Genomic DNA, 20,575 nt, shown 5'->3' with positions numbered 1-20,575 from the left:
CCGGCGTTTGATGAGCGGGGTCCGGGGCGGAGCCCCGAGGCACGAGCCGCACGGGCCCGCACCCGATACGCAGCCTAGAAGCCCAGCTTGCGCAGCTGCCTCGGGTCGCGCTGCCAGTCCTTCGCGACCTTCACGTGCAGGTCCAAGAAGACGGGGGTACCGAGGAGCGCTTCGATCTGCTTGCGGGACTTGATGCCGACGTCCTTGAGGCGCTTGCCCTTCGGGCCGATGATGATGCCCTTCTGGCTGGGGCGCTCGATGTAGACGAAGGCGTGGATGTCGAGGAGCGGCCGGTCCGCCGGGCGGTCCTCGCGCGGCAGCATCTCCTCGACGACGACGGCGATGGAGTGCGGCAGCTCGTCGCGCACGCCCTCGAGCGCGGCCTCGCGGATCAGCTCCGCCACCATGACCTGCTCGGGCTCGTCCGTGAGGTCGCCCTCCGGGTAGAGCGCGGGGCCCTCGGGCAGCAGCGGGACGAGCAGGTCGGCGAGCAGGCCGACCTGCTTGTCGCCGACGGCCGAGACGGGCACGATCTCCGCCCACTCGAAGCCGAGCTCCTTGCCGAGCTGGTCGATGGCGATGAGCTGCTCGGCGAGCTGCTTGCTGTCGACCAGGTCGGTCTTGGTGACGATCGCGACCTTCGGCGTCTTCTTGATGGAGGCGAGCTCCTTGGCGATGAAGCGGTCGCCGGGGCCGAGCTTCTCGTTCGCGGGCAGGCAGAAGCCGATGACGTCGACCTCGGCCCACGTCGTGCGCACGACGTCGTTGAGCCGCTGGCCCAGCAGCGTGCGCGGCTTGTGCAGGCCCGGGGTGTCCACCAGGATCAGCTGGGCGTCGGGCCGGTGCACGATGCCGCGCACCGTGTGCCGCGTGGTCTGCGGCTGGTCCGCGGTGATCGCGACCTTCTTGCCGACCAGAGCATTCGTGAGGGTGGACTTGCCCGCGTTGGGGCGGCCGACGAAGCAGGCGAAGCCGGCCCGGTGGGACGCTTCCCCGGACGGCTCGGATGACTGGGTACGAACGCTCATGGCGCCCATTGTCCCTGATCCACCGCGCCCTGCCGCACCTGCGGGGCAAGCCGGTCCGTCGTGAGGCTCCGGAAACCCCCGCGCAACACGAAACACCGCGGAAACGCGCGGGTCAGCGAACGGAAACGCGCGACGGTGAGGCTCGTCGTCCGCCCCCACGCCCGAGGAGACCCCCGTGCAGACCGAGAACGCGCCGCTGGCCGCCGCCACCGGCCTCGACACCGGCGACACCGCGTGGCTGCTGGCCGCGACCGCGCTCGTCCTGCTGATGACGCCGGGCCTGGCCCTCTTCTACGGCGGCATGGTCCGCACGAAGAGCGTCCTGAACATGCTGCTGATGTCGTTCGTGTCGATCGCGCTGGTCACCGTCGTCTGGCTGGTCGCCGGCTACTCGCTCGCGTTCGGCGACGACGCGTTCGCGGGCCTCATCGGCGGTCTGGCGCACGCGGGCATGGCGGGCATCAGCCCGCACAGCATGACCGGCACGGTCCCCACGTTCCTGTTCTCCACCTTCCAGCTCACCTTCGCGTTCCTGACGGCCGCGCTGATCAGCGGCGCGGTCGCGGACCGCACGAAGTTCGCGGCCTGGCTGGTGTTCGTACCGGTGTGGACGCTGCTCGTATACGTTCCCGTGGCGCACTGGGTGTGGGGTCCCGGCGGCTGGATCTCGCAGTCCCTCGGCGGGCTCGACTTCGCGGGCGGCCTCGTCGTGGAGATCGCCTCGGGCGCGTCCGGTCTGGCCCTGTGCCTGATCCTGGGCCCGCGTCTCGGCTTCAGGAAGGAATCGATGCGCCCGCACAACCTGCCGATGGTGATGACGGGCGCGGGTCTGCTCTGGTTCGGCTGGCTCGGCTTCAACGGCGGCTCGGCGCTCGCCGCGAACGGCCTGGCGGCCGCGTCCGTCCTCAACACGCTGATCGCGGGCTGCACCGGCCTGCTCGGCTGGCTCTTCGTGGAGCACAAGCGCGACGGTCACCCCACGACGTTCGGCGCGGCGTCCGGCGCGGTCGCCGGCCTGGTCGCGATCACCCCGGCGTGCGGCGTGGTCGGCGTGCTGGGCGCCTGCGTGGTGGGTCTGGTGGCGGGCGTCGTCTGCTCGTACGCCGTCGCGTGGAAGTTCCGCTTCGACTACGACGACTCGCTGGACGTCGTCGGTGTGCACTTCGTCGGCGGTGTCGTCGGCACCCTGCTGATCGGCCTGTTCGCGACGGCCACGATGACCGGCGGCAAGGAGGGCCTGTTCTACGGGGGCGGGTTCGGGCAGCTCGGCAGGCAGGCGGTCGCCGTGCTCACCGTCGCGGCGTACACGTTCCTGGTGACGTACGGGATCGGCAAGGTGATCGACCGGGCGATGGGCTTCCGGGCCTCCGCCGACGACGAGCTGACGGGCCTCGACCAGACGGTGCACGCGGAGACCGCCTACGATCACGGCGTCCACGCCGGACACACCGCCCAGCACACCGCCCACTCCGCCCCGCCGAAGGAGCCCTCCGCATGAAGCTCGTGACCGCGATCGTCAAGCCGTTCCGCCTGGACGAGGTGAAGACCGCGCTCCAGGAGCTCGGCGTGCAGGGCCTGACCGTCACGGAGGCCAGCGGTTACGGGCGCCAGCGCGGCCACACCGAGGTCTACCGTGGGGCCGAGTACCGGATCGACCTCGTCCCCAAGGTCCGGATCGAGGTCGTCGTCGAGGACGCGGACCTCGACCCGGTCATCGACGCGATCGTGCGCGCGGCGCAGACCGGGAAGATCGGCGACGGCAAGGTGTGGGCGGTCCCGGTGGAGACGGTCGTGCGCGTACGGACGGGCGAGCGGGGGCCGGACGCGCTGTAGGCAACTCCGCGGCTCCGCCCCGGACCCCGGTCCTCAGACGCCGGACGGGCTGAATGTCTCAGCCGGCGGCCACGGCCCCACGCACCACGCCGTCGGTCCCCGCGAGGAACACCGGCGTACCCGCGCCCCCCAGATCCCGCACCGCCGCCAGATCCTCCCCGCCGACCTCCGAGCCGTCGGAGACAACGGCGGCGGCCTCCAGCGACTGCGCCCCCGACGCCACGGCCATCGCGACAGCGGTACGCAGGGCGGAAAGCTTCAGGGAGTCCAGCGAGACGGTCCCCGCCACGTACGTACGCCCCGTCTCGTCCCGCACGGCGGCCCCCTCGGGCACACCGTTGCGGGCGCGGGCGCTGCGGGCCAGCGTGACGATCTTGCGGTCCTCGGCGGTGAGGTCGTTGCTCTCAGTCATGGGGTGAGCATAGGGAACGCCGTCACGCTCACCCGGCAACGGGGTACATGGCCCCACGCCGCCCCTCGGGCGTCGCCAGCCACTCCAGCTTCGCGGCCGTGTCCGCCTCCGGCAGCGGCGTGTGCAGGATGATCGTGAGGTCGGGCCTGGCCGGCACCTTCAGGGCCGTCGACTCGACGTGCAGGACGCCCGCCACGGGGTGCGTGAGTTCCTTGCGGATCTGTCCGGCCGCCTCGATGTCGCGCCGCTCCCACAGCTCTGCGAACTCGGCGCTCGCCGCCTTCGTCGCCGCGACGACCTCCTGGAATCCCTCGTCGCCCGGGTACTCGGAGCAGGCCGCCCGGAACTGGGCCACGACCGTCGCCGCGTTCCGCTCCCAACTGACGCTCCGGGAGCGGTAGACGGGGTCGGTGAAGAAGTCGAGGACGCAGTTCTGCGTGTTGCCGGGCCGCATGTTGAGGACCGTCGCGGCCGCGTCGTTGTACATCACGCAGTTGTAGTACGGGTCGACGATGTGCGCCGGGTACGGCATCCAGGTGTCGATGATGCGGCGCAGGCCGTCGTCGTGGCCCACGGCGGCCGGGTCCGCGGACGCGGGCGGCGGGTTGAGGCCGGCGAGGACGTACAGATGGCGCCGCTCGGCGCCGGACAGGCGCAGGACGCGGGCGACCGCGTCGAGGACCTGCGGGGACACCGAGATGTCGCGGCCCTGCTCCAGCCACTGGTACCAGGAGGCGCCGACCCCGGCGAGGACGGCGACCTCCTCGCGGCGCAGCCCCGGTGTGCGGCGCCGGGCCCCGCCGTCGGGGAGGCCGGCCTGCGCGGGGGTGACCCGGGCGCGGCGGTTCATCAGGAACTCGCGCAGCTCCCGCCGGCGGTACGCGTCGGCGTCGTCAGCCACGGTCGAGTTTGAGGCGCTCGGCCCTCGGCAGGCCGGCGACCACGAGGTCGTACGAGTCCTCCACGAGCTCCCGGACCATCCTGTCCGGGAGTTCGGCGACGGTCACGGTGTTCCAGTGCCGCTTGTTCATGTGCCAGCCGGGCACGATCGCCTCGTGGTCGCCGCGCAGGCGCACCGCGTCCTCGGGGTCGCACTTGAGGTTGACGGTGAGGGGCCGCGCGTCCAGGTTCGTCAGGGCGAAGAGCTTGCCCAGGACCTTGAAGACGGACGTGTCGGGGTTGAACGGGAACTCCTCGACGGCCGCGTTGAACGACAGACACAAGGCGCGCAGCTCCTGCGGCGTCACGACGTCACTTCCCCTCTTCGCCCACCGGCTCCACGAGCACGGTCACGATCTTGTTGCGCCGGCCCGCGGCGGACTCCGCGGTGAGCCGCAGCTTGCGCCCGTCGGGCAGTTCGACGACGGACGAGGCCTCCGCGATCGGCACCCGGCCGAGCGCCTTGGCGAGGAGCCCGCCGACGGTCTCCACGTCCTCGTCGTCGTACTCCTCGATGCCGTACAGCTCGCCGAGGTCGCCGATGTCGAGGCGGGCGGTCACCCGGAAGCGTTCGTCGCCGAGGTCCTGCACGGGCGGGAGTTCACGGTCGTACTCGTCGGTGATCTCGCCGACGATCTCCTCGAGGATGTCCTCGATGGTGACGATGCCCGCGGTGCCGCCGTACTCGTCGATCACGACGGCCACGTGGTTGCGCAGCTGCTGCATCTCGCGGAGCAGGTCGCCCGCGTTCTTCGTGTCGGGCACGAACGTGGCGGGCCGCATCGCGGTCGAGACGAGCTCGCTCTCGGCGTCCCGGCTGATGTGCGTCTTGCGGGCGAGGTCCTTGAGATACACGATGCCGACGACGTCGTCCTCGCTCTCGCCGGTGACCGGGATGCGGGAGAACCCGGACCGCAGGGCCAGCGTGAGCGCCTGCCTGATCGTCTTGTAACGCTCGATGGCGACCAAGTCGGTGCGGGGGACCATGACTTCGCGGACCAGGGTGTCTCCCAGCTCGAAGACGGAGTGCACCATGCGGCGCTCCTCGTCCTCGATGAGGGACTCCTTCTCGGCGAGGTCGACCATGGCGCGCAGCTCGGCCTCGGAGGCGAAGGGCCCGCGCCGGAACCCCTTGCCGGGGGTCAGGGCGTTGCCGATGAGGATGAGCAGCGGCGGAATGGGCCCCATGATCCGGGCCAGCGGCAGCAGCACGTACGCGGCGGCCGTGGCCGTGTTCAGCGGGTGCTGCCGTCCGATGGTGCGGGGCGAGACGCCCACCGCCACGTACGAGACGAGGACCATCACGCCGATGGCGACGGCCAGCGCCTCCCAGGTCGCGTCGAACTCCTGGAGGCAGGCGTACGTGACCAGGGACGCGGCGGCCATCTCGCAGGCGACCCTGACCAGCAGCGCCACGTTCAGATAGCGGGTCGGGTCGGCGGCCACCTGGGCGAGCCGGTCGCTGCCGCGCCGCCCGGACCGGACGGCCTCCTCGGCGCGGAAGCTGGAGGTGCGGGCGATGCCGGCCTCGGCGCAGGCCGCCAGCCAGGCGACCACGACGAGGGCGACGGCGCCCGCGACGAGCGAAAGACTCATGACACGGTGGGCGCGGGGGACGGACCGGTCAGGCCCTTGTCACCCCGCCACCCGTCCACGATGGCCGCCTGAAGCCCGAACATCTCGGCCTTCTCGTCGGGCTCCTCGTGGTCGTAACCGAGCAGGTGCAGCACCCCGTGCACGGTGAGCAGCTGGAGCTCCTCGTCCATGGAGTGCTGCGTGTCGGCGTCCTCGCCCTGCTTCTTCGCCACCTCCGGGCACAGCACGATGTCGCCGAGCAGACCCTGCGGGGGCTCCTCGTCGTCCTTCGACGGCGGCCGCAGCTCGTCCATCGGGAACGACATGACATCCGTGGGCCCCGGCAGGTCCATCCACTGCACGTGCAACTGCTCCATGGCGTCGGCGTCCACGACGATCACCGAGAGCTCGGAGAGCGGGTGGATGCGCATCCGCGCGAGCGCGTAGCGGGCGATGTCGAGGATCGCCTGCTCGTCGACCTCGGTTCCGGACTCGTTGTTGACGTCGATCGACATGCGGTGCTTGCTACTTCCCTCTGCCGCGGCCCTGGTGCGAGCCGTTCTCGGTGCCGTGCTGGCTGTCGTACTTCTCGTACGCGTCGACGATACGGCCGACGAGCTTGTGCCGGACGACATCCTGGGAGGTGAGCCGCGAGAAGTGGACGTCGTCGAGGCCCTCCAGGATGTCCTGGACCTGCCGCAGACCACTCTTCGTGCCGCTCGGCAGGTCGACCTGCGTCACGTCACCGGTGACGACGATCTTCGAGTCGAAGCCGAGCCGGGTGAGGAACATCTTCATCTGCTCGGCGCTCGTGTTCTGCGCCTCGTCCAGGATGATGAAGGCGTCGTTCAGCGTGCGGCCTCGCATGTACGCCAGCGGCGCCACCTCGATCGTGCCCGCCGCCATCAGGCGGGGGATGGAGTCGGGGTCGAGCATGTCGTGCAGCGCGTCGTACAGGGGGCGCAGATACGGGTCGATCTTCTCGTACAGCGTGCCCGGCAGGAATCCGAGCCGCTCGCCCGCCTCCACGGCCGGCCGCGTCAGGATGATGCGGTTGACCTGCTTGGACTGCAGGGCCTGCACGGCCTTGGCCATCGCGAGATAGGTCTTGCCCGTACCGGCGGGACCGATACCGAAGACGATGGTGTGCTTGTCGATGGCGTCGACGTAGCGCTTCTGGTTGAGGGTCTTCGGACGGATGGTCCGGCCCCGCGACGAGAGAATGTTCTGAGTGAGAACCTCGGCCGGGGTCTCCTGGCCGTCACCCTCCCCGTTCTCGCTCGCCTTGAGCATGGCGATCGAGCGTTCCACTGCGTCCTCCGTCATCGGCTGTCCGGTGCGGAGCACCAGCATCATCTCGTCGAACACGCGCTGGATGAGGGCGACTTCCGTCGCGTCGCCCACAGCGCTGATCTCATTGCCCCGGACATGAATATCGGCCGCCGGGAAGGCCTTCTCGATCACGCGAAGGAGCGCGTCGCCGGATCCGAGGACGGTCACCATGGGGTGGTTCGCCGGGACCGTGAAATGCGCTCGCGCCTGAGCGGTGGGTGTCTGAGTCATGGGCCGGCACTGAAGGCCTGCTCATCCTCCTCGTGCGGGGGCTCGCGCCCGCGTCGACAGCCTTGCACTGCCCAGGGTACGACGGTGCACCGACAACGCCGTAGGCCTTTTCCGCGGGCCCCGGGCCTCTCGCTAGACGCCCCGCCCGAAGCCGATCGTCGGCACCGCCCGCCGCAGGGGCCACGGTCGGCTCACCTCGGGCAGCAGCGCCTCCAGGAAGGCGTACCGGCGCAGGGCCGCGGGCTCCTGGTCGTCGTAGGCCTGCACATGGCGCCACCAGGCCGCTATCTCCGACCAGCCGGGCGCCGACAGCGAGCCGCCGAACTCCTGCACGGACAGGGCGGCGGTCAGTCCGGCGAAGGCGAGCCGGTCGGCCAGCGGCCAGCCCGCGAGCGTCCCGGTCACGAACCCGGCGACGAAGACGTCCCCGGCGCCGGTGGGGTCGAGGGCGGCGACTTCGATGGCGGGCACGGAGGCGGTCTCCCCGCTGCGGGCGTCCACCGCGTAGGCGCCCTCGGCACCCAGGGTGACCACGGCGAGCGGCACGTATTCGGCCAGGGCGTGCGCGGCGGCCCGGGGGCAGGACGTACGGGTGTAGCGCATCGCCTCCTCGGCGTTCGGCAGGAAGGCCTCGCAGCGCGACAGGTCGTCGAGGGAGCTCAGGTCCCAGCGGCCCGTGTCGTCCCAGCCCACGTCGCCGAAGATCTGCGTCCCGCGGCCCGCGGCCGTGGCGATCCAGGGCTCGTTCAGCCCGGGGGCCAGCGAGGCGACGGCGGCGCGTGCCCGCGGGGGGCACTCGGGGGCGGGCTCCCCGGGCGGCGGCTCGTGACCGTGGCTGACCATGGTCCGCTCGCCCTCGTAGGCCATGGAGACGGTGACGGGCGAGTGCCAGCCGGCGACGGTCCGCGACGACGTCAGGTCGATGCCCTCGCCCTGCTCCAGGCTGTCCCAGCAGTACTCGCCGTAGTGGTCGTCCCCGAAGGCGGCGGCCAGCGACGTCCGCAGCCCGAGCCGGGCCAGGGCGGTGGCCATGTTGGCGACTCCGCCGGGGCTGGACCCCATGCCGCGCGCCCAGGACTCGGTCCCCCGCACGGGGGCGCTGTCCAGGCCCGTGAAGATGATGTCGAGGAAGACGGTCCCCGTCAGATAGACATCGCAGGGCGGATCGTCGGGGGTGCGCAGCCGGGCGAGCGGATCCACATGCGCCGGGTCGTTGGAGTTCAAGGTGGGCTCCCCAGAGTCGTGAGGGTCCGCACAGTGTGCCTGATACCCCACGGGCAACGCGCGTAGCACGGCGTACGGAACGGGAGTCGGCGCCCCCGGACCGGGGTCGCTGTCGCTGCCTGTTTCCTCGAAAAAACAGCTTCGTTTACCCCCACTCCTACCCTCCAAACAGAACGTGGCCCAGATCACACCGGCCCAGCTGTTTTCACCCTCCCCGCGCTTGATACAAATTGGCCGCGCCCCCTCGTATCGCGAGCCCCGGCGCACCCCCCAATCCCCTTGCCTGTTCAGGCATCCCCGCAGTTCCGCATGCCCTCATCCCCGTACACCGCCACGCTTTGGAACGCCCGTGTCCCGCCGCACTCCCCGGCCCCTTGTCGCCCTCTTCACGGCCGGTTATCTGGCCCCGTATCTGCTGCCCACCGTCGTGGGCCGCCTCGGCGACAGCCTCCATCTCCCCCCGGCGCAGGCAGGCCTCATCGGCAGTGCGCTGCTGATGAGTTCGGCCGCGGCGGGCTTCACCTTCGCCGGCCGTGTGGACCGCACCGGCCCCCGCACCCTCGCCAGAGCGGGCCTGCTGCTCGCGGCGCTCGGATACGGCGCGGCCGCGGCGACGTCCTTCGTGCCTCTGGTGGTACTCGGCGCGATGGCCGGCGGCTTCGGGTCGGGCACGGCCACGACGGTCGCCGCGACGGGAATCGCCGGGCAGCGCGACCCGCACCGGGCGTCGACGCTGGGCCTGCTCAGCGTCTCGGCGCTGGCGGGTGCGCTGTATCTGACGATGCCGCATCTGGGTACGGGCCATGCGCTCCCGTTCGCGGCGATCGCACTGACGGCGCTGGCGACGTGGCCGGCGACCTCCGGCCTGGAGAGCGGCACCGCCGGGCTCCCCGCCCCCGCCGGGCAGCACAGGCCCGCAAGCCCTCTCCCCTTCCGCCGTTCGGGCCTGGTCCTGGCCGCCGCGATGCTCTGCTGGTCGATGGCGCAGAACTCCCTGTGGGGCGTCAGCAGCCGCATCGGCACGGACCAGGCGGGCCTGACGGAGATCACCGTCGGCGCGGTCTTCGCGGTGGCGCTCGGCACGGCGCTCGTGGGCGTGCTCGGCGCGGGCGCACTCGGGTCCCGGCTCGGCCGCGCCGCCCCGATCGGCGCGGGCACGGCACTGATCGCATGCTGCATCGTGGTGAGCGCCCGCGCGGACGACCTCGCGTCGTTCGCGACCGGTGAGATCGCGTGGAACACGCTGTACCCGGTGGTCCTGTCGTATCTGATCGGCCTGGCCGCGTCCCTGGACCCGCGCGGCCGCTGGGCGGTCCTCGTCGGCTCGGCGGCGTCGCTCGGCACGGCCTGCGGCCCGCTCACCGGCAGCGTCCTGTCGCAGACGGCGGGCTATCCGGCGATGGGCACGACGCTCGCCGTGGCGCTGCTCGTCCTGGCACTGCCGCTCACGGCGGTGGCGCTGCACACGGGCGGCAGCCCGCTGCTGCGGCCCGGCACGGTCCGCAGGAGGGGCGGCGCCCCCGCCGCTCTGGTGGCCGGCGTGACGGGCGCCCCGGCGGGCGCGGTCCCGCAGATGGGCGCGGCCGAGCAGCCGGTCGTGGAGATCACGGTGAGCACACCCCAACCGGCCCCGACGCAGGAGGAGTTCTCCACGGCGGGACCGCGGGGCGGCTCGGCGGCGCTCGGTCAGTCGTCGAACGCGAACGCGTCGACCTCGGCGAGGTAGCGCGAGCGCAGCTCCTCGTCGTCGTCGAGGAACGACGCGACGAACGAGTTGCGGGCGAGCTCCCGCAGCCGCTCGTGGTCGAGCGCGAGCGCCTCGTGGACCGCGTGGAAGGTGTCTCCGACGTATCCGCCGAAGTAGGACGGGTCGTCGGAGTTCACCGTGCAGAGCAGACCGGCGTCCATCATCCGCGGCAGCGGGTGGTCTTCGAGTACGTCGATGGCGCGCAGCCGCACGTTCGACAGCGGACACAGCGTCAGCGGCACCCGGTCCCGCACGAGTCGCTCGACGAGCGCCGGGTCCTCGACGCAGCGGAGCCCGTGGTCGATGCGCTCGACTCCGAGCACGTCGAGCGCCTCCCATACGTACGAGGGGTCGCCCTCCTCGCCCGCGTGGGCGACCTTGCGCAGCCCGAGCGCGCCCGCGGCCTCGTACACCTCGCGGAACTTGGAGGCGGGGTTGCCGACCTCGGCGGAGTCGAGGCCGACGCCGACGATCCGGTCGAGGTAGGGCTTCGCGGACTCCAGGGTCTGCATCGCCGACTCGGCGGACTGGTCGCGCAGGAAGCACATGATGAGACGGGTGGAGACGCCGTGGCGCTCCACGCTCTTCGACAGGGCGGCGCTCAGGCCCTCGACCACGGTCCCGATCGGCACACCGCGGGCGGTGTGGGCCTGCGGGTCGAAGAAGATCTCGGCGTGCCGCACGCCCTGCGCGGCGGCGCGCGCGAGGTAGGCGTCGGCGAGCTGCTCGAAGTCCTCCTCGGTGCGCAGGACGGCCATCAGGCCGTAGTACAGGTCGAGGAAGGACTGCAGGTCTTCGAAGAGGTAGGCCTTGCGGAGGGCCTCGGTGTCGGCGAACGGCAGGTCGACGCCGTTGCGGGCCGCGAGTTCGAAGGCGAGCTCGGGTTCGAGGGTGCCTTCGATGTGCAGGTGGAGTTCGGCTTTGGGGAGCGAAGCGAGGGACATCAGAGCATGGTACGCCCGGGATTAGACGCGTTTGGGCACCTGTACGCGGTCGAGGTCCCGCGCCACGGTGAGCTCGCCGGCGAAGCCGGCGGCGCGGGCCTGGCGCTCGAACTCCTCGGGGTCGGAGTAGCGCTGGCTGAAGTGGGTGAGCACGAGATGCCGCACCCCGCCCTCGGCCGCGACGCGCGCGGCCTGCCCGGCGGTCAAGTGGCCGTGGTCGGAGGCCAGTCGGTGGTCCCCGTCGAGGAACGTCGACTCGATGACGAGCATGTCGCACCCCTCGGCGAGCTCGTTCACCCCGTCGCAGAGCCGGGTGTCCATGACGAACGCGAACCGCTGCCCGCGCCGCACCTCGCTCACGTCGTCGAGGGTGACGCCGCGCAGGGACCCGTCCCGCTGGAGGAGCCCCACGTCGGGCCCGGAGATGCCGTGTTCGGCAAGCAGGTCCGGCAGCATGCGGCGCCCGTCGGGCTCCACGAGGCGGTAGCCGTAGGACTCGACGGGGTGGGAGAGGCGGCGCGCGTCCAGCGTGTACGACGGCGTCTCGGCGAGCACGCCGCCCTCGCCGGACACCGGCTCCTCGGCGAGCGCGACGCTCTCGCGGTACGCGGTGGCGTACCGCAGCCGGTCGAAGAACCGCTGACCGGAGCGCGGGTAGTGCGCCGTGACGGGGTGCGGCACCCGGTCCAGGTTGATGCGCTGGATGACCCCGGCGAGGCCGAGGGAGTGGTCGCCGTGGAAGTGGGTGACGCACAGCCGGTTGAGGTCGTGCGCGGCGACGCCGGCCCGCAGCATCTGGCGCTGCGTGCCCTCGCCGGGATCGAAGAGGATGCCCTCCCCGTCCCAGCGCAGCAGGTAGCCGTTGTGGTTACGGTGCCTCGTCGGCACCTGACTCGCGGTGCCGAGCACCACCAATTCCCTTACGGACACGGCGCGTTGCCCGGCGCCCGCTAGCCGGGGGGCCACTGGAGGCCGCGGCCCCCGAGGACATGGGCGTGGGCGTGGAAGACGGTCTGGCCCGCGCCGCTGCCGGTGTTGAACACGACGCGGTAGCTGTCGAGCTTCTCCTCGGCGGCGACCTCGGCCGTCTCCCGCAGCACGTCGGCGGCGATCTGCGGCTCGGCGGCGGCGAGGGCCGCGGCGTCGCGGTGGTGGACCCGCGGGATGACGAGGACATGGGTCGGCGCCTGCGGGTTGATGTCCCGGAAGGCGACGGTGGTCTCGGTCTCGCGTACCAGCGTGGCCGGGACCTCCCCCGCGACGATCTTGCAGAACAGGCAGTCGGCCTGCGGCTCTCCGGCCACGATCACGTCTCCTCACACCGTCCGGTCACTACGCCGGGAATGCTATCCGGCCCGCCGCCACCCGCGGCGCCTGCCTCCACGACAGGCCTCACTCCCGTACGCGCGGTTCCGGGAGTTCGGGTGCCGTGCGCGCCGGGTTCTCGGCGAGCGCCGCCAGCGCGATGCGCACGGCCTCGTCGAGCTGCGGGTCGCGCCCGGCCGCGTGGTCCTGCGGGGCGGCGACCACTTCGACGTCGGGGTCGACGCCGTGGTTCTCCACCCCCCACTCGTAGCCGTCCAGCCAGGTCGCGTACTTCGGCTGGGTCACCAGCGTGCCGTCGACGAGCCGGTAGCGGCTGTCGATGCCGATGACGCCGCCCCAGGTGCGCACACCGACCACGGGGCCGATCCCGAGCGCCTTGATCGCCGCGTTGACGATGTCGCCGTCGGAGCCGGAGAACTCGTTGGCGACGGCCACCACGGGGCCGCGGGGCGCGTCCATCGGGTAGCTGAAGGGGCGGGAGCCGCGCGGCAGGTCCCAGCCGACGACCCGGCGGGCCAGCTTCTCGACGACGAGCTGCGAGGTGTGTCCGCCGCGGTTCTCGCGCACGTCGACGATGAGCCCCTCGCGCGCCACCTCGACCCGCAGGTCGCGGTGGATCTGGGCCCAGCCGGGGGCCTGCATGTCGGGCACGTGGAGATAGCCGAGGCGGCCGCCCGACTGCTCGTGGACGTGGGCGCGGCGGTCGACGACCCAGGCGTGGTAGCGCAGCGGCTCTTCGTCGGCGACGGGGACGACGACCGCGTGGCGCGGGTCGCCGCCGCCGGCCGGGGAGACGGTCAGCTCGACGGGCTTGCCCGCTGTCCCGACGAGGAGCGGTCCCGGACCGGTGACGGGGTCGACGGGGCGTCCGGCCACCGCGATGATCGCGTCACCCGCGCGCACGGCCACCCCGGGCGCGGCGAGCGGTGCGTGGGCGCGTGGGTCGGACGTCTCGGTGGGCAGGACGCGGTCGATGCGCCAACTGCCGTCCTCGTGGCGGGAGATGTCCGCGCCGAGGAGGCCCTGCCGCCTGTCGCCGCCGCTCCAGCCGCCGCTCGGCGTGACGTAGGCGTGGGAGGTGCCGAGTTCGCCCTGGACCTCCCACAGGAGGTCGACGAGGTCGTCGTGGGTGGCGACGCGGTCGAGGACGGGCCGGTAGCGCTCCAGGACGCCGTCCCAGTCGACGCCGTCCATGTCCGCGCGCCAGAAGTTGTCCCGCATGAGGCGGCCCGCCTCGTCGTACATCTGCCGCCACTCGGCGACGGGGTCGACGTCCTGGCGGACCCGGCTCAGGTCGACCGTGATGTTGGTGTCGCTGTCGTCGTCGGAGGAGGCGCGCCGGTCGCTCGGCACGACCTTGAGCTTGCCGTCGGTCCACAGCAGGACGCGCTTGCCGTCGCCGCTGACGGTCAGGTGGTCGGCGTCCGAGGCGAGGTGCTCGATGCGCTGCTGGGCGAGGTCGTAGCGTTCGAGCTCGCTCTTGGGGTCGGGGTCGTCGGGGGTGGCCCGGGACGCGCCGAGCACGCCCTGGACCGGGTGCCGCAGCCACAGGACGCCGTCCTTGGCGGCCCGCAGGGTCGTGTAGCGGGCGGCCTCCACGGGGAACGCGACGATGCGGTCGGCGAGCCCTTCGAGGTCGATACGGGTGGTGGGGGTGCCCTCGCTGTCGGGGGTCTCGGCGCCGGGGCTGTCCGGGGTGTCGAAGGGACGGCCGTGGCGCTGGGGGCCGAACGGGGACGGCGTGGCCGCGGCGAGCGTGATCAGGTGCGGCCGCGAGCCCCCGACGAACGCGAGGTCGAAGACGTGCTCGTCGTAGACCGGGTCGAAGGAGCGCGCGGAGAGGAACGCGAGGTGTTTGCCGTCGAGGGTGAACGCGGGCGCGTAGTCCCGGAACCGCAGCGGCGTCGCCTCCGTCACCGACAGGTCGGCGGTGTTGGCGAGCTTGAGCTGGCGCAGGGGCGAGGGGCCGGGGTGCGACCAGGCGAGCCACGCCGAGTCCGGCGAGAAGACGAGGCCGCTCACGTGGCCGTCCTCGCTGCGGTCGACCTCCCTGACCTCGCCGTTCTCGCGCTCGACGAGCAGCACACGCCCGTCGTGCGAGGCGACGGCGGCCCGGCTGCCGTCGGGCGCCATCGCGAGGTTCAGTACGCGGCCGAGCTGCCCGGCGGCGAGCCTGCGCGGGGTGGCGCCGGGCGCGATGCCGGTGGCGGGCGCGAACTCCAGGGCGTCGTCGCCCTCGGCGTCCGTCACCCACACCACGTGTTCCTCGCCCTCGACGCGGAAGGTGCGCGGGAGGCGGGCCCGTACGCCGGGCCGGGCGGCCAGCGCGCGGGCGGGCCCGGAACGGTGGGTGACCCAGTGGACCGCGCCGCGCACCGAGACGGCGCTGCCGCGCGCGGTGTGGTCGGGTGCCGCCGCGCCGAACCAGCGGGCGGCGCTGACGGGGTGGGGCTGGAGGTCGACGCGCTGCCCGCCGAGGCGGATGTCGAGGCGGCGCGGCACGGCGCCCTCCGCGCCGGCCGCGCTGTCGAGGGCATCCACGATCCACAGCTCACCGGCCGAGGAGTACACGACGCGCGTGCCGTCGCTCGACGCGTGCCGGGCGTAGAAGCCGTCGACCGGCGTGTGCCGGCGCAGTGAACTGCCGTCGGCGAGCGACGAGTACAGGGCGCCGACACCTTCGTGGTCGGACAGGAAAGCCACCCGGTCGCCGACCCACATCGGGTACTCGATGTTCCCGTCGAGCTCCTCGTGGAGGCGGACGAACTCGCCGTCGCCCGCCCGGTCGATCCACAACTTCCCTGCGGTGCCGCCCCGGTAGCGCTTCCACCAGGCGGCCTCGCGGCCCATCGGCGCGGACAGCAGGACGACCTGCCCGCCGGGCCCGGTCACGACGTCGCCCACGGGCCCGTACGGCAGTGTGGTGGCGGGTCCGCCGTCGAGGGGTACGGCCCTCGCCCAGCTGCGGCGCAGGGACGCCTGGCCCTGGGTGCTGAGCGCGAGGACCCGGCCGTCGGGGGTCCAGCCGCGCACCGTCGTCCTCGAACTGCCCCAGTACGTAAGGCGTTTCGAGGGTCCGCCGTCGACCGGGGCGATGTGCACCTCGGGGGCGCCGTCGCGGGTGGACGTCCAGGCGACGGTGGTGCCGTCGGGCGAGATCCGGGGATGGCTGACGGGGACGTTGTCGGCGCTGACGCGCCAGGCGCGCCCACCGTCGAGAGAAGCGACCCAGACGTCGTCCTCGGCGGTGAAGGCGGCCAACTCGCCGTGCAGATGCGGGAACCGGAGATATCCAGAGTGCGCTGTCCGTGTCACCCGATCACCCTAGGCACGCGCGCACGGCCAGGTCAGGGGGTTTGGTCACTTGCCCCGGACCGCTGCGCGACGCCACCGCCGGCGAGGGGGGTCAGCCGCGCATCAGGAGCCACTCCTGGAGCTCCACGATGTTGCCCTCGGGGTCCTTGAGGTGGGCGACCCGCATCCGGTCGGTCATCGGCGCGGGCCCGTGGAGGATCTCGGCGCCGCGCGCGACGATCTGCTCGCAGTACTCGTCCAGGTCGTCGACCCGCAGCACGACGAGGGACCGGTGCCCGTCCGGGGCGTCACTCAGATCGCCGATGACCTGCGCCATCAGCGCCCGGTCCTCGAGCCCGATGCCCGCGGAGCCCGCCGTGGGGCTGAACTTCTCGTACGGCCCGTCCTCCGCGCCCGACTGCGGCTTGAGGCCGAGCACGTCCGCGTAGAAGTGGTAACAGGCACGGAAGTCGGAGACGAGGAGTCTGACCTGGGCGAGTTCCACGCGTTCCCCTCAGGGGTTGATCAGGACCAGCGGCCGGTGCGGCCGAGGAGCAGCGCCGTCGCGGCGGTCCCCGCGGTCGACGTACGCAAAACGCTACGCCCGAGCCGGTACGGGCGCGCGCCCGCCTCGGCGAACGCGGCGAGCTCGTCGGGCGAGACGCCGCCCTCCGGGCCGACCACGAGGACGACGTCCCCGGCCGTGGGCAGCTCCACCGTGGCGAGGGCGCCGCTGTCGCAGTCGCGGTCCTCGTGCAGTACGGCCGCGAAGTCCGCCCCGGCGAGCAGTGCCGCGACCTGCTTGGTCGACGCGGCGTCCGCGACGTCCGGGAAGCGCACCCGGCGGGACTGCTTGCCCGCCTCACGCGCGGTGGCCCGCCACTTGCCGAGCGCCTTGGCACCGCGGTCGCCCTTCCACTGCGTGATGCAGCGGGCGGCCTGCCACGGCACGATCGCGTCGACGCCGGTCTCCGTCATGGTCTCGACGGCGAGCTCGCCCCGGTCGCCCTTGGGCAGGGCCTGGACGACGGTGATCCTGGGTGCCTGCGCGGGCTCCTCCTGGGCGGGGCCCGCCGTGACGACGAGCCGGTCCTTGCCCTCGGCGGCCTCCACGACCGCCTCGGTCCAGCGCCCGCGACCGTCGGTCAGGACGACGTCCTCACCGGCGCGCAGCCGCTTCACGGACACCGCGTGCCGTCCCTCGGCCCCGTCGAGCACGAACGTTCTGGCGGACGGCACCTCGTCGACGACGAACACCGGCGCCGTCATGCGGCACCCCGCGCGCCCAACGCGTCCTTCGCCTCCGCGAGTTCCGCCGCGAGCGCCTCGACGAGCCGGCCGGCGGGCAGCTCACGGGCGAGCCGGTGGCCCTGCCCGGCCCACAGCGCCATCCCCTGCGGGTCCCCCGCCTTGGCGGCGGCCTTGCGCAGCGTCGACGTCATGTGGTGGATCTGGGGGTAGGCGGCGGGCGCGTACGGGCCGTGCTCGCGCATGAACCGGTTCACGAGGCCGCGCGCGGGGCGGCCCGAGAAGGCCCGGGTCAGCTCGGTCCGCACGAACAACGGGTTCGTCATGGCCTGCTTGTGCAGGACGTTGGCGCCGGACTCGGGGCAGACCAGGAAGGCCGTGCCGAACTGTCCGGCGTCGGCGCCCGCGGCGAGCACGGCGGCGAGCTGTCCGCCGCGCATGAGTCCGCCGGTGGCGATGATCGGGATCTGTACGGCCTCGCGGACCTGGGTGATCAGCGCGATGAGCCCGATGCCGGATCCGTCGGCCTCCGGGTTGTCCCGGTGGGTGCCCTGGTGGCCGCCCGCCTCGATGCCCTGGACGCACACCGCGTCGGCGCCGGCCCGCTGGGCGGCCTGCGCCTCGTCCGCGGTGGTCACGGTGACGGCGGTGAGGGTGCCGACGCGGGCGAGGGAGTTGAGGACGTCGCGGCTCGGGCAGCCGAAGGTGAAGGTGACGACCGGTACCGGGTCGTCGAGGAGGATGGCGAGCTTCGCGTCGAAGCCGTCGTCGAGGCCGCAGTCCGGGTCCCCGAGCTGTGTGTCGTACCAAGCGGCCTCACCGGCGAGCTGGCTGGCGTAGACGGCGACGGCCGCGGGGTCCGCGTACTCGGACTGCGGCATGAAGAGATTGACGCCGAACGGCTGGTTGGTCAGCCCCCGTACCTGCTTGATCTCCTGGTACATCCCGTCGGCGGTCTTGTACCCGGCGGCGAGGAATCCGAGCCCGCCGGCCTCCGACACGGCGGCGGCGAGCTGCGGACAGGAGGCACCGCCCGCCATGGGTGCCTGCACGATCGGATAGTGACAGAGATCGGTCAGCGTGGGGGACATGACCGCATCGTGCCACGTCCCCCGCATCGGACCGAATCGGCCCTTCCGCGTGGCATGTGCCACGCGTGATGCGGGGGACGTGGTCCCTGCTTCTTGCCTGCGCCGGGCTCGGTCAGCGCCCGTTGAACGCGTCCTTCAACCGCGAGAACAGACCCTGCTGCCCCGGCTGGAACTGCCCCGTGGGCCGCTCCTCGCCGCGCAGCTTCGACAGCTCACGCAGTACCCGCTCCTGCTCCGGGTCCAGCTTGGTCGGCGTCAGGACCTCGACGTGCACGATGAGGTCACCGCGGCCGCCGCCGCGCAGGTGCGTGATGCCGCGCCCGTGCAGCGGGACCGACTGGCCGGACTGCGTGCCCGGCCGGATGTCGATCTCCTCCAGGCCGTCGAGCGTCTCCAGCGGCACCTTGGTGCCGAGCGCCGCGGCCGTCATCGGGATGGTGACGGTGCAGTGCAGATCGTCGCCGCGCCGCTGGAAGACGGGGTGCGCCAGCTCGTGGATCTCGACGTACAGGTCACCGGCGGGGCCACCGCCGGGGCCGACCTCGCCCTCGCCCGCGAGCTGGATCCGCGTGCCGTTGTCGACGCCGGCCGGGATCTTCACCGTGAGCGTGCGCCGCGAGCGGATGCGGCCGTCACCGGCGCACTCCGGGCACGGCGTCGGCACGACGGTGCCGAAGCCCTGGCACTGCGGGCACGGCCGCGACGTCATGACCTGACCGAGGAAGGACCGCGTGACCTGGGACACCTCGCCGCGACCGCGGCACATGTCACAGGTCTGCGCGGACGTACCCGGCGCGGCACCCTCGCCGCTGCAGGTCGTACAGACGATGGCCGTGTCGACCTGAATGTCCTTGGTGGTCCCGAAGGCGGCCTCGTCCAGCTCGATCTCGAGCCGGATCATGGCGTCCTGGCCGCGGCGCGTGCGCGACCGGGGACCACGCTGGGACGCCGTTCCGAAGAACGCGTCCATGATGTCGGAGAAGTTCCCGAAGCCACCGGCGCCGAAGCCGCCGGCCCCGCCTCCGCCCGCCTGCGAGAGGGGGTCGCCTCCGAGGTCGTAGACCTGCTTCTTCTGCGGGTCCGACAACACCTCGTAGGCGGCGTTGATCTCCTTGAACCGCTCCTGTGTCTTCGGGTCCGGATTCACATCCGGGTGAAGCTCACGGGCCAGCCTGCGGAAGGCCTTCTTGATCTCGTCCTGGGAGGCGTCGCGGCGCACGCCGAGTACGGCGTAGTAGTCCGTGGCCACTTACGACTCCGCCAGGATCTGTCCGACGTAACGTGCCACTGCGCGTACTGCTCCCATCGTTCCCGGGTAATCCATGCGGGTCGGTCCGACCACGCCGAGTTTGGCGACTGCCTCGCTGCCCGAACCGTAGCCGACCGAGACCACGGAGGTGGAGCTGAGTCCCTCATGGGCGTTCTCGTGACCGATCCGTACGGCCATGCCCGAATCGTTAACCTCACCAAGGAGCTTGAGGAGCACGACCTGCTCCTCAAGGGCCTCGAGGACGGGCCGGATGGTGAGGGGAAAGTCATGTCCGAAGCGGGTGAGATTGGCGGTGCCGCCGATCATCAGCCGCTCCTCGGTCTCCTCGACGAGCGTCTCCAGGAGAGTGGAGAGCACCGTCGAGACCGTGCCGCGGTCCTCCGCGTCGAAGGACTCCGGCAGGTCCTGCACCAGCTGCGGGACGTCCGCGAAGCGGCGTCCCGCGACCCGGCTGTTGAGCCGGGCCCGCAGATCGGCGAGAGAGGTCTCGCCGAACGGCGCCGGGCAGTCGATCATCCGCTGCTCGACGCGGCCCGTGTCCGTGATCAGTACGAGCATCAGACGGGCGGCGGCGAGCGAGAGCAGTTCCACGTGGCGCACGGTGGACCGCGTCAGGGACGGGTACTGCACCACGGCGACCTGCCGCGTCAGCTGCGCGAGCAGCCGCACGGTCCGGCCGACGACGTCGTCGAGGTCGACGGCGCCGTCGAGGAAGTTCTGGATGGCGCGGCGCTCGGGCCCCGTCATCGGCTTGACCGCCGTCAGCTTGTCCACGAACAGGCGGTACCCCTTGTCGGTGGGGATCCGCCCGGCACTCGTGTGGGGCTGGGCGATGAAGCCCTCCTCCTCGAGCGCCGCCATGTCGTTGCGCACCGTCGCCGGTGAGACGCCGAGGCTGTGCCGCTCGGTGAGCGCCTTGGAGCCGACCGGCTCCTCGGTCCCCACGTAGTCCTGGACGATGGCGCGCAGCACTTCGAGCCTGCGTTCACTGAGCATTCGCGCGCACCTCCAGCTGTGTCGTCCGCGGCTGGCACTCGGTGCGGCCGAGTGCCAATGGTCTCCGGGTCAGTGTACGGCCGGT

At 72.1% G+C, this 20,575-nt stretch carries 20 protein-coding genes; 3 read left to right on the top strand and 17 right to left on the bottom strand.

The window, feature by feature from the left end; translation table 11 throughout:
• Nucleotides 1–74: 74 nt before the first annotated feature.
• On the bottom strand, nt 75–1,037 hold the full coding sequence (era, locus tag CG723_RS17195; protein ID WP_199841793.1) for a GTPase Era: 963 nt from the start codon (nt 1,035–1,037) through the stop codon (nt 75–77).
• Nucleotides 1,038–1,203: 166 nt separating this feature from the next.
• Between era and CG723_RS17190 the strand changes: the two genes are divergently transcribed.
• Together CG723_RS17190 and CG723_RS17185 are read left to right on the top strand one after the other, a co-directional pair.
• Nucleotides 1,204–2,526 carry an ammonium transporter gene (locus CG723_RS17190; protein ID WP_100594267.1) on the top strand — a complete coding sequence of 441 codons (1,323 nt, stop codon included), beginning with the start codon at nt 1,204–1,206 and terminating at the stop codon, nt 2,524–2,526.
• Nucleotides 2,523–2,861 (top strand): P-II family nitrogen regulator, encoded by a 339-nt coding sequence (locus tag CG723_RS17185; RefSeq protein WP_100594266.1) that lies wholly within the window; start codon nt 2,523–2,525, stop codon nt 2,859–2,861. The genes CG723_RS17190 and CG723_RS17185 overlap by 4 nt, the downstream gene beginning before the upstream one ends.
• Nucleotides 2,862–2,919: 58 nt before the next feature.
• Here CG723_RS17185 and CG723_RS17180 read toward each other — a convergent pair whose 3' ends face one another.
• The 7 genes from CG723_RS17180 to CG723_RS17150 all read right to left on the bottom strand — a co-directional run bounded on the left by CG723_RS17180 (nt 2,920) and on the right by CG723_RS17150 (nt 8,574).
• Nucleotides 2,920–3,273 carry a cytidine deaminase gene (locus CG723_RS17180; RefSeq protein WP_100594265.1) on the bottom strand — a complete coding sequence of 118 codons (354 nt, stop codon included), beginning with the start codon at nt 3,271–3,273 and terminating at the stop codon, nt 2,920–2,922.
• Between the two features lie 28 nt (nt 3,274–3,301).
• A complete protein-coding gene (locus CG723_RS17175; RefSeq protein ID WP_100594338.1) occupies nt 3,302–4,123 on the bottom strand; it encodes a helix-turn-helix transcriptional regulator in 822 nt (273 codons plus the stop codon).
• 43 nt (nt 4,124–4,166) lie between these two features.
• Complete coding sequence (locus CG723_RS17170; RefSeq protein ID WP_100594264.1) at nt 4,167–4,520, bottom strand: MmcQ/YjbR family DNA-binding protein; 354 nt, start codon at nt 4,518–4,520, stop codon at nt 4,167–4,169.
• 4 nt (nt 4,521–4,524) lie between these two features.
• A complete protein-coding gene (locus CG723_RS17165; RefSeq protein WP_100594263.1) occupies nt 4,525–5,808 on the bottom strand; it encodes a hemolysin family protein in 1,284 nt (427 codons plus the stop codon).
• Nucleotides 5,805–6,302 carry an rRNA maturation RNase YbeY gene (gene ybeY, locus CG723_RS17160; RefSeq protein WP_100594262.1) on the bottom strand — a complete coding sequence of 166 codons (498 nt, stop codon included), beginning with the start codon at nt 6,300–6,302 and terminating at the stop codon, nt 5,805–5,807. The genes CG723_RS17165 and ybeY overlap by 4 nt, the downstream gene beginning before the upstream one ends.
• 10 nt (nt 6,303–6,312) lie before the next feature.
• Nucleotides 6,313–7,350: a PhoH family protein gene (locus CG723_RS17155; protein ID WP_100594261.1), complete on the bottom strand. Its 1,038-nt coding sequence runs from the start codon at nt 7,348–7,350 to the stop codon at nt 6,313–6,315.
• Between the two features lie 132 nt (nt 7,351–7,482).
• Nucleotides 7,483–8,574, bottom strand: coding sequence for a carbohydrate kinase family protein (locus CG723_RS17150; protein WP_100594260.1), 1,092 nt, complete (start codon nt 8,572–8,574; stop codon nt 7,483–7,485).
• Nucleotides 8,575–8,923: 349 nt separating this feature from the next.
• On the opposite strand from CG723_RS17150, the gene CG723_RS17145 reads away from it, so the two are divergent.
• Nucleotides 8,924–10,300, top strand: a complete 1,377-nt coding sequence (locus tag CG723_RS17145; RefSeq protein WP_100594259.1) for an MFS transporter — start codon at nt 8,924–8,926, stop codon at nt 10,298–10,300.
• Here the strand turns inward: CG723_RS17145 and CG723_RS17140 are convergent.
• The 9 genes from CG723_RS17140 to hrcA form a co-directional block, all read right to left on the bottom strand.
• Nucleotides 10,261–11,265, bottom strand: a complete 1,005-nt coding sequence (locus CG723_RS17140) for an adenosine deaminase (RefSeq protein ID WP_100594258.1) — start codon at nt 11,263–11,265, stop codon at nt 10,261–10,263. The genes CG723_RS17145 and CG723_RS17140 overlap by 40 nt on opposite strands.
• 21 nt (nt 11,266–11,286) lie before the next feature.
• The gene (locus CG723_RS17135) at nt 11,287–12,195 is read right to left on the bottom strand and encodes a ribonuclease Z (RefSeq protein ID WP_100594257.1); all 909 of its coding nucleotides are present in this window, start codon (nt 12,193–12,195) and stop codon (nt 11,287–11,289) included.
• Nucleotides 12,196–12,215: 20 nt separating this feature from the next.
• Nucleotides 12,216–12,569: a histidine triad nucleotide-binding protein gene (locus CG723_RS17130; protein ID WP_100594337.1), complete on the bottom strand. Its 354-nt coding sequence runs from the start codon at nt 12,567–12,569 to the stop codon at nt 12,216–12,218.
• A gap of 88 nt (nt 12,570–12,657) precedes the next feature.
• Nucleotides 12,658–15,906: a S41 family peptidase gene (locus tag CG723_RS17125; protein WP_100594256.1), complete on the bottom strand. Its 3,249-nt coding sequence runs from the start codon at nt 15,904–15,906 to the stop codon at nt 12,658–12,660.
• A gap of 91 nt (nt 15,907–15,997) precedes the next feature.
• Nucleotides 15,998–16,390, bottom strand: coding sequence for a VOC family protein (locus CG723_RS17120; protein WP_100594255.1), 393 nt, complete (start codon nt 16,388–16,390; stop codon nt 15,998–16,000).
• Between the two features lie 20 nt (nt 16,391–16,410).
• Nucleotides 16,411–17,154 (bottom strand): 16S rRNA (uracil(1498)-N(3))-methyltransferase, encoded by a 744-nt coding sequence (locus CG723_RS17115; RefSeq protein ID WP_100594254.1) that lies wholly within the window; start codon nt 17,152–17,154, stop codon nt 16,411–16,413.
• Entirely contained in the window at nt 17,151–18,224 is a 1,074-nt protein-coding gene (locus CG723_RS17110) for a nitronate monooxygenase (RefSeq protein ID WP_100594336.1), read from the bottom strand. The genes CG723_RS17115 and CG723_RS17110 overlap by 4 nt, the downstream gene beginning before the upstream one ends.
• 112 nt (nt 18,225–18,336) lie before the next feature.
• Nucleotides 18,337–19,473, bottom strand: coding sequence for a molecular chaperone DnaJ (gene dnaJ / locus CG723_RS17105; protein WP_100594253.1), 1,137 nt, complete (start codon nt 19,471–19,473; stop codon nt 18,337–18,339).
• Nucleotides 19,474–20,490, bottom strand: a complete 1,017-nt coding sequence (gene hrcA / locus CG723_RS17100) for a heat-inducible transcriptional repressor HrcA (protein ID WP_100594252.1) — start codon at nt 20,488–20,490, stop codon at nt 19,474–19,476.
• Nucleotides 20,491–20,575: the final 85 nt, after the last annotated feature.

Origin of the sequence: Streptomyces sp. CB01635, from assembly GCF_002803065.1 — a bacterium.
Lineage (GTDB): Bacteria > Actinomycetota > Actinomycetes > Streptomycetales > Streptomycetaceae > Streptomyces.
Note: the sequence above shows the minus strand (reverse complement) of the source record. Positions and strands in the feature narration are given on the sequence as shown.

Excerpts from the sequence above, each read along its gene's own strand:
- CG723_RS17115 (WP_100594254.1), bottom strand. The coding sequence starts at position 17,154 with ATGACGGCGCCGGTGTTCGTCGTCGACGAGGTGCCGTCCGCCAGAACG.
- CG723_RS17175 (WP_100594338.1), bottom strand. The coding sequence starts at position 4,123 with ATGAACCGCCGCGCCCGGGTCACCCCCGCGCAGGCCGGCCTCCCCGAC.
- CG723_RS17155 (WP_100594261.1), bottom strand. The coding sequence starts at position 7,350 with ATGACTCAGACACCCACCGCTCAGGCGCGAGCGCATTTCACGGTCCCG.
- era (WP_199841793.1), bottom strand. The coding sequence starts at position 1,037 with ATGGGCGCCATGAGCGTTCGTACCCAGTCATCCGAGCCGTCCGGGGAA.
- CG723_RS17165 (WP_100594263.1), bottom strand. The coding sequence starts at position 5,808 with ATGAGTCTTTCGCTCGTCGCGGGCGCCGTCGCCCTCGTCGTGGTCGCC.
- CG723_RS17180 (WP_100594265.1), bottom strand. The coding sequence starts at position 3,273 with ATGACTGAGAGCAACGACCTCACCGCCGAGGACCGCAAGATCGTCACG.
- ybeY (WP_100594262.1), bottom strand. The coding sequence starts at position 6,302 with ATGTCGATCGACGTCAACAACGAGTCCGGAACCGAGGTCGACGAGCAG.
- CG723_RS17140 (WP_100594258.1), bottom strand. The coding sequence starts at position 11,265 with ATGTCCCTCGCTTCGCTCCCCAAAGCCGAACTCCACCTGCACATCGAA.
- hrcA (WP_100594252.1), bottom strand. The coding sequence starts at position 20,490 with ATGCTCAGTGAACGCAGGCTCGAAGTGCTGCGCGCCATCGTCCAGGAC.
- CG723_RS17110 (WP_100594336.1), bottom strand. The coding sequence starts at position 18,224 with ATGTCCCCCACGCTGACCGATCTCTGTCACTATCCGATCGTGCAGGCA.
- CG723_RS17185 (WP_100594266.1), top strand. The coding sequence starts at position 2,523 with ATGAAGCTCGTGACCGCGATCGTCAAGCCGTTCCGCCTGGACGAGGTG.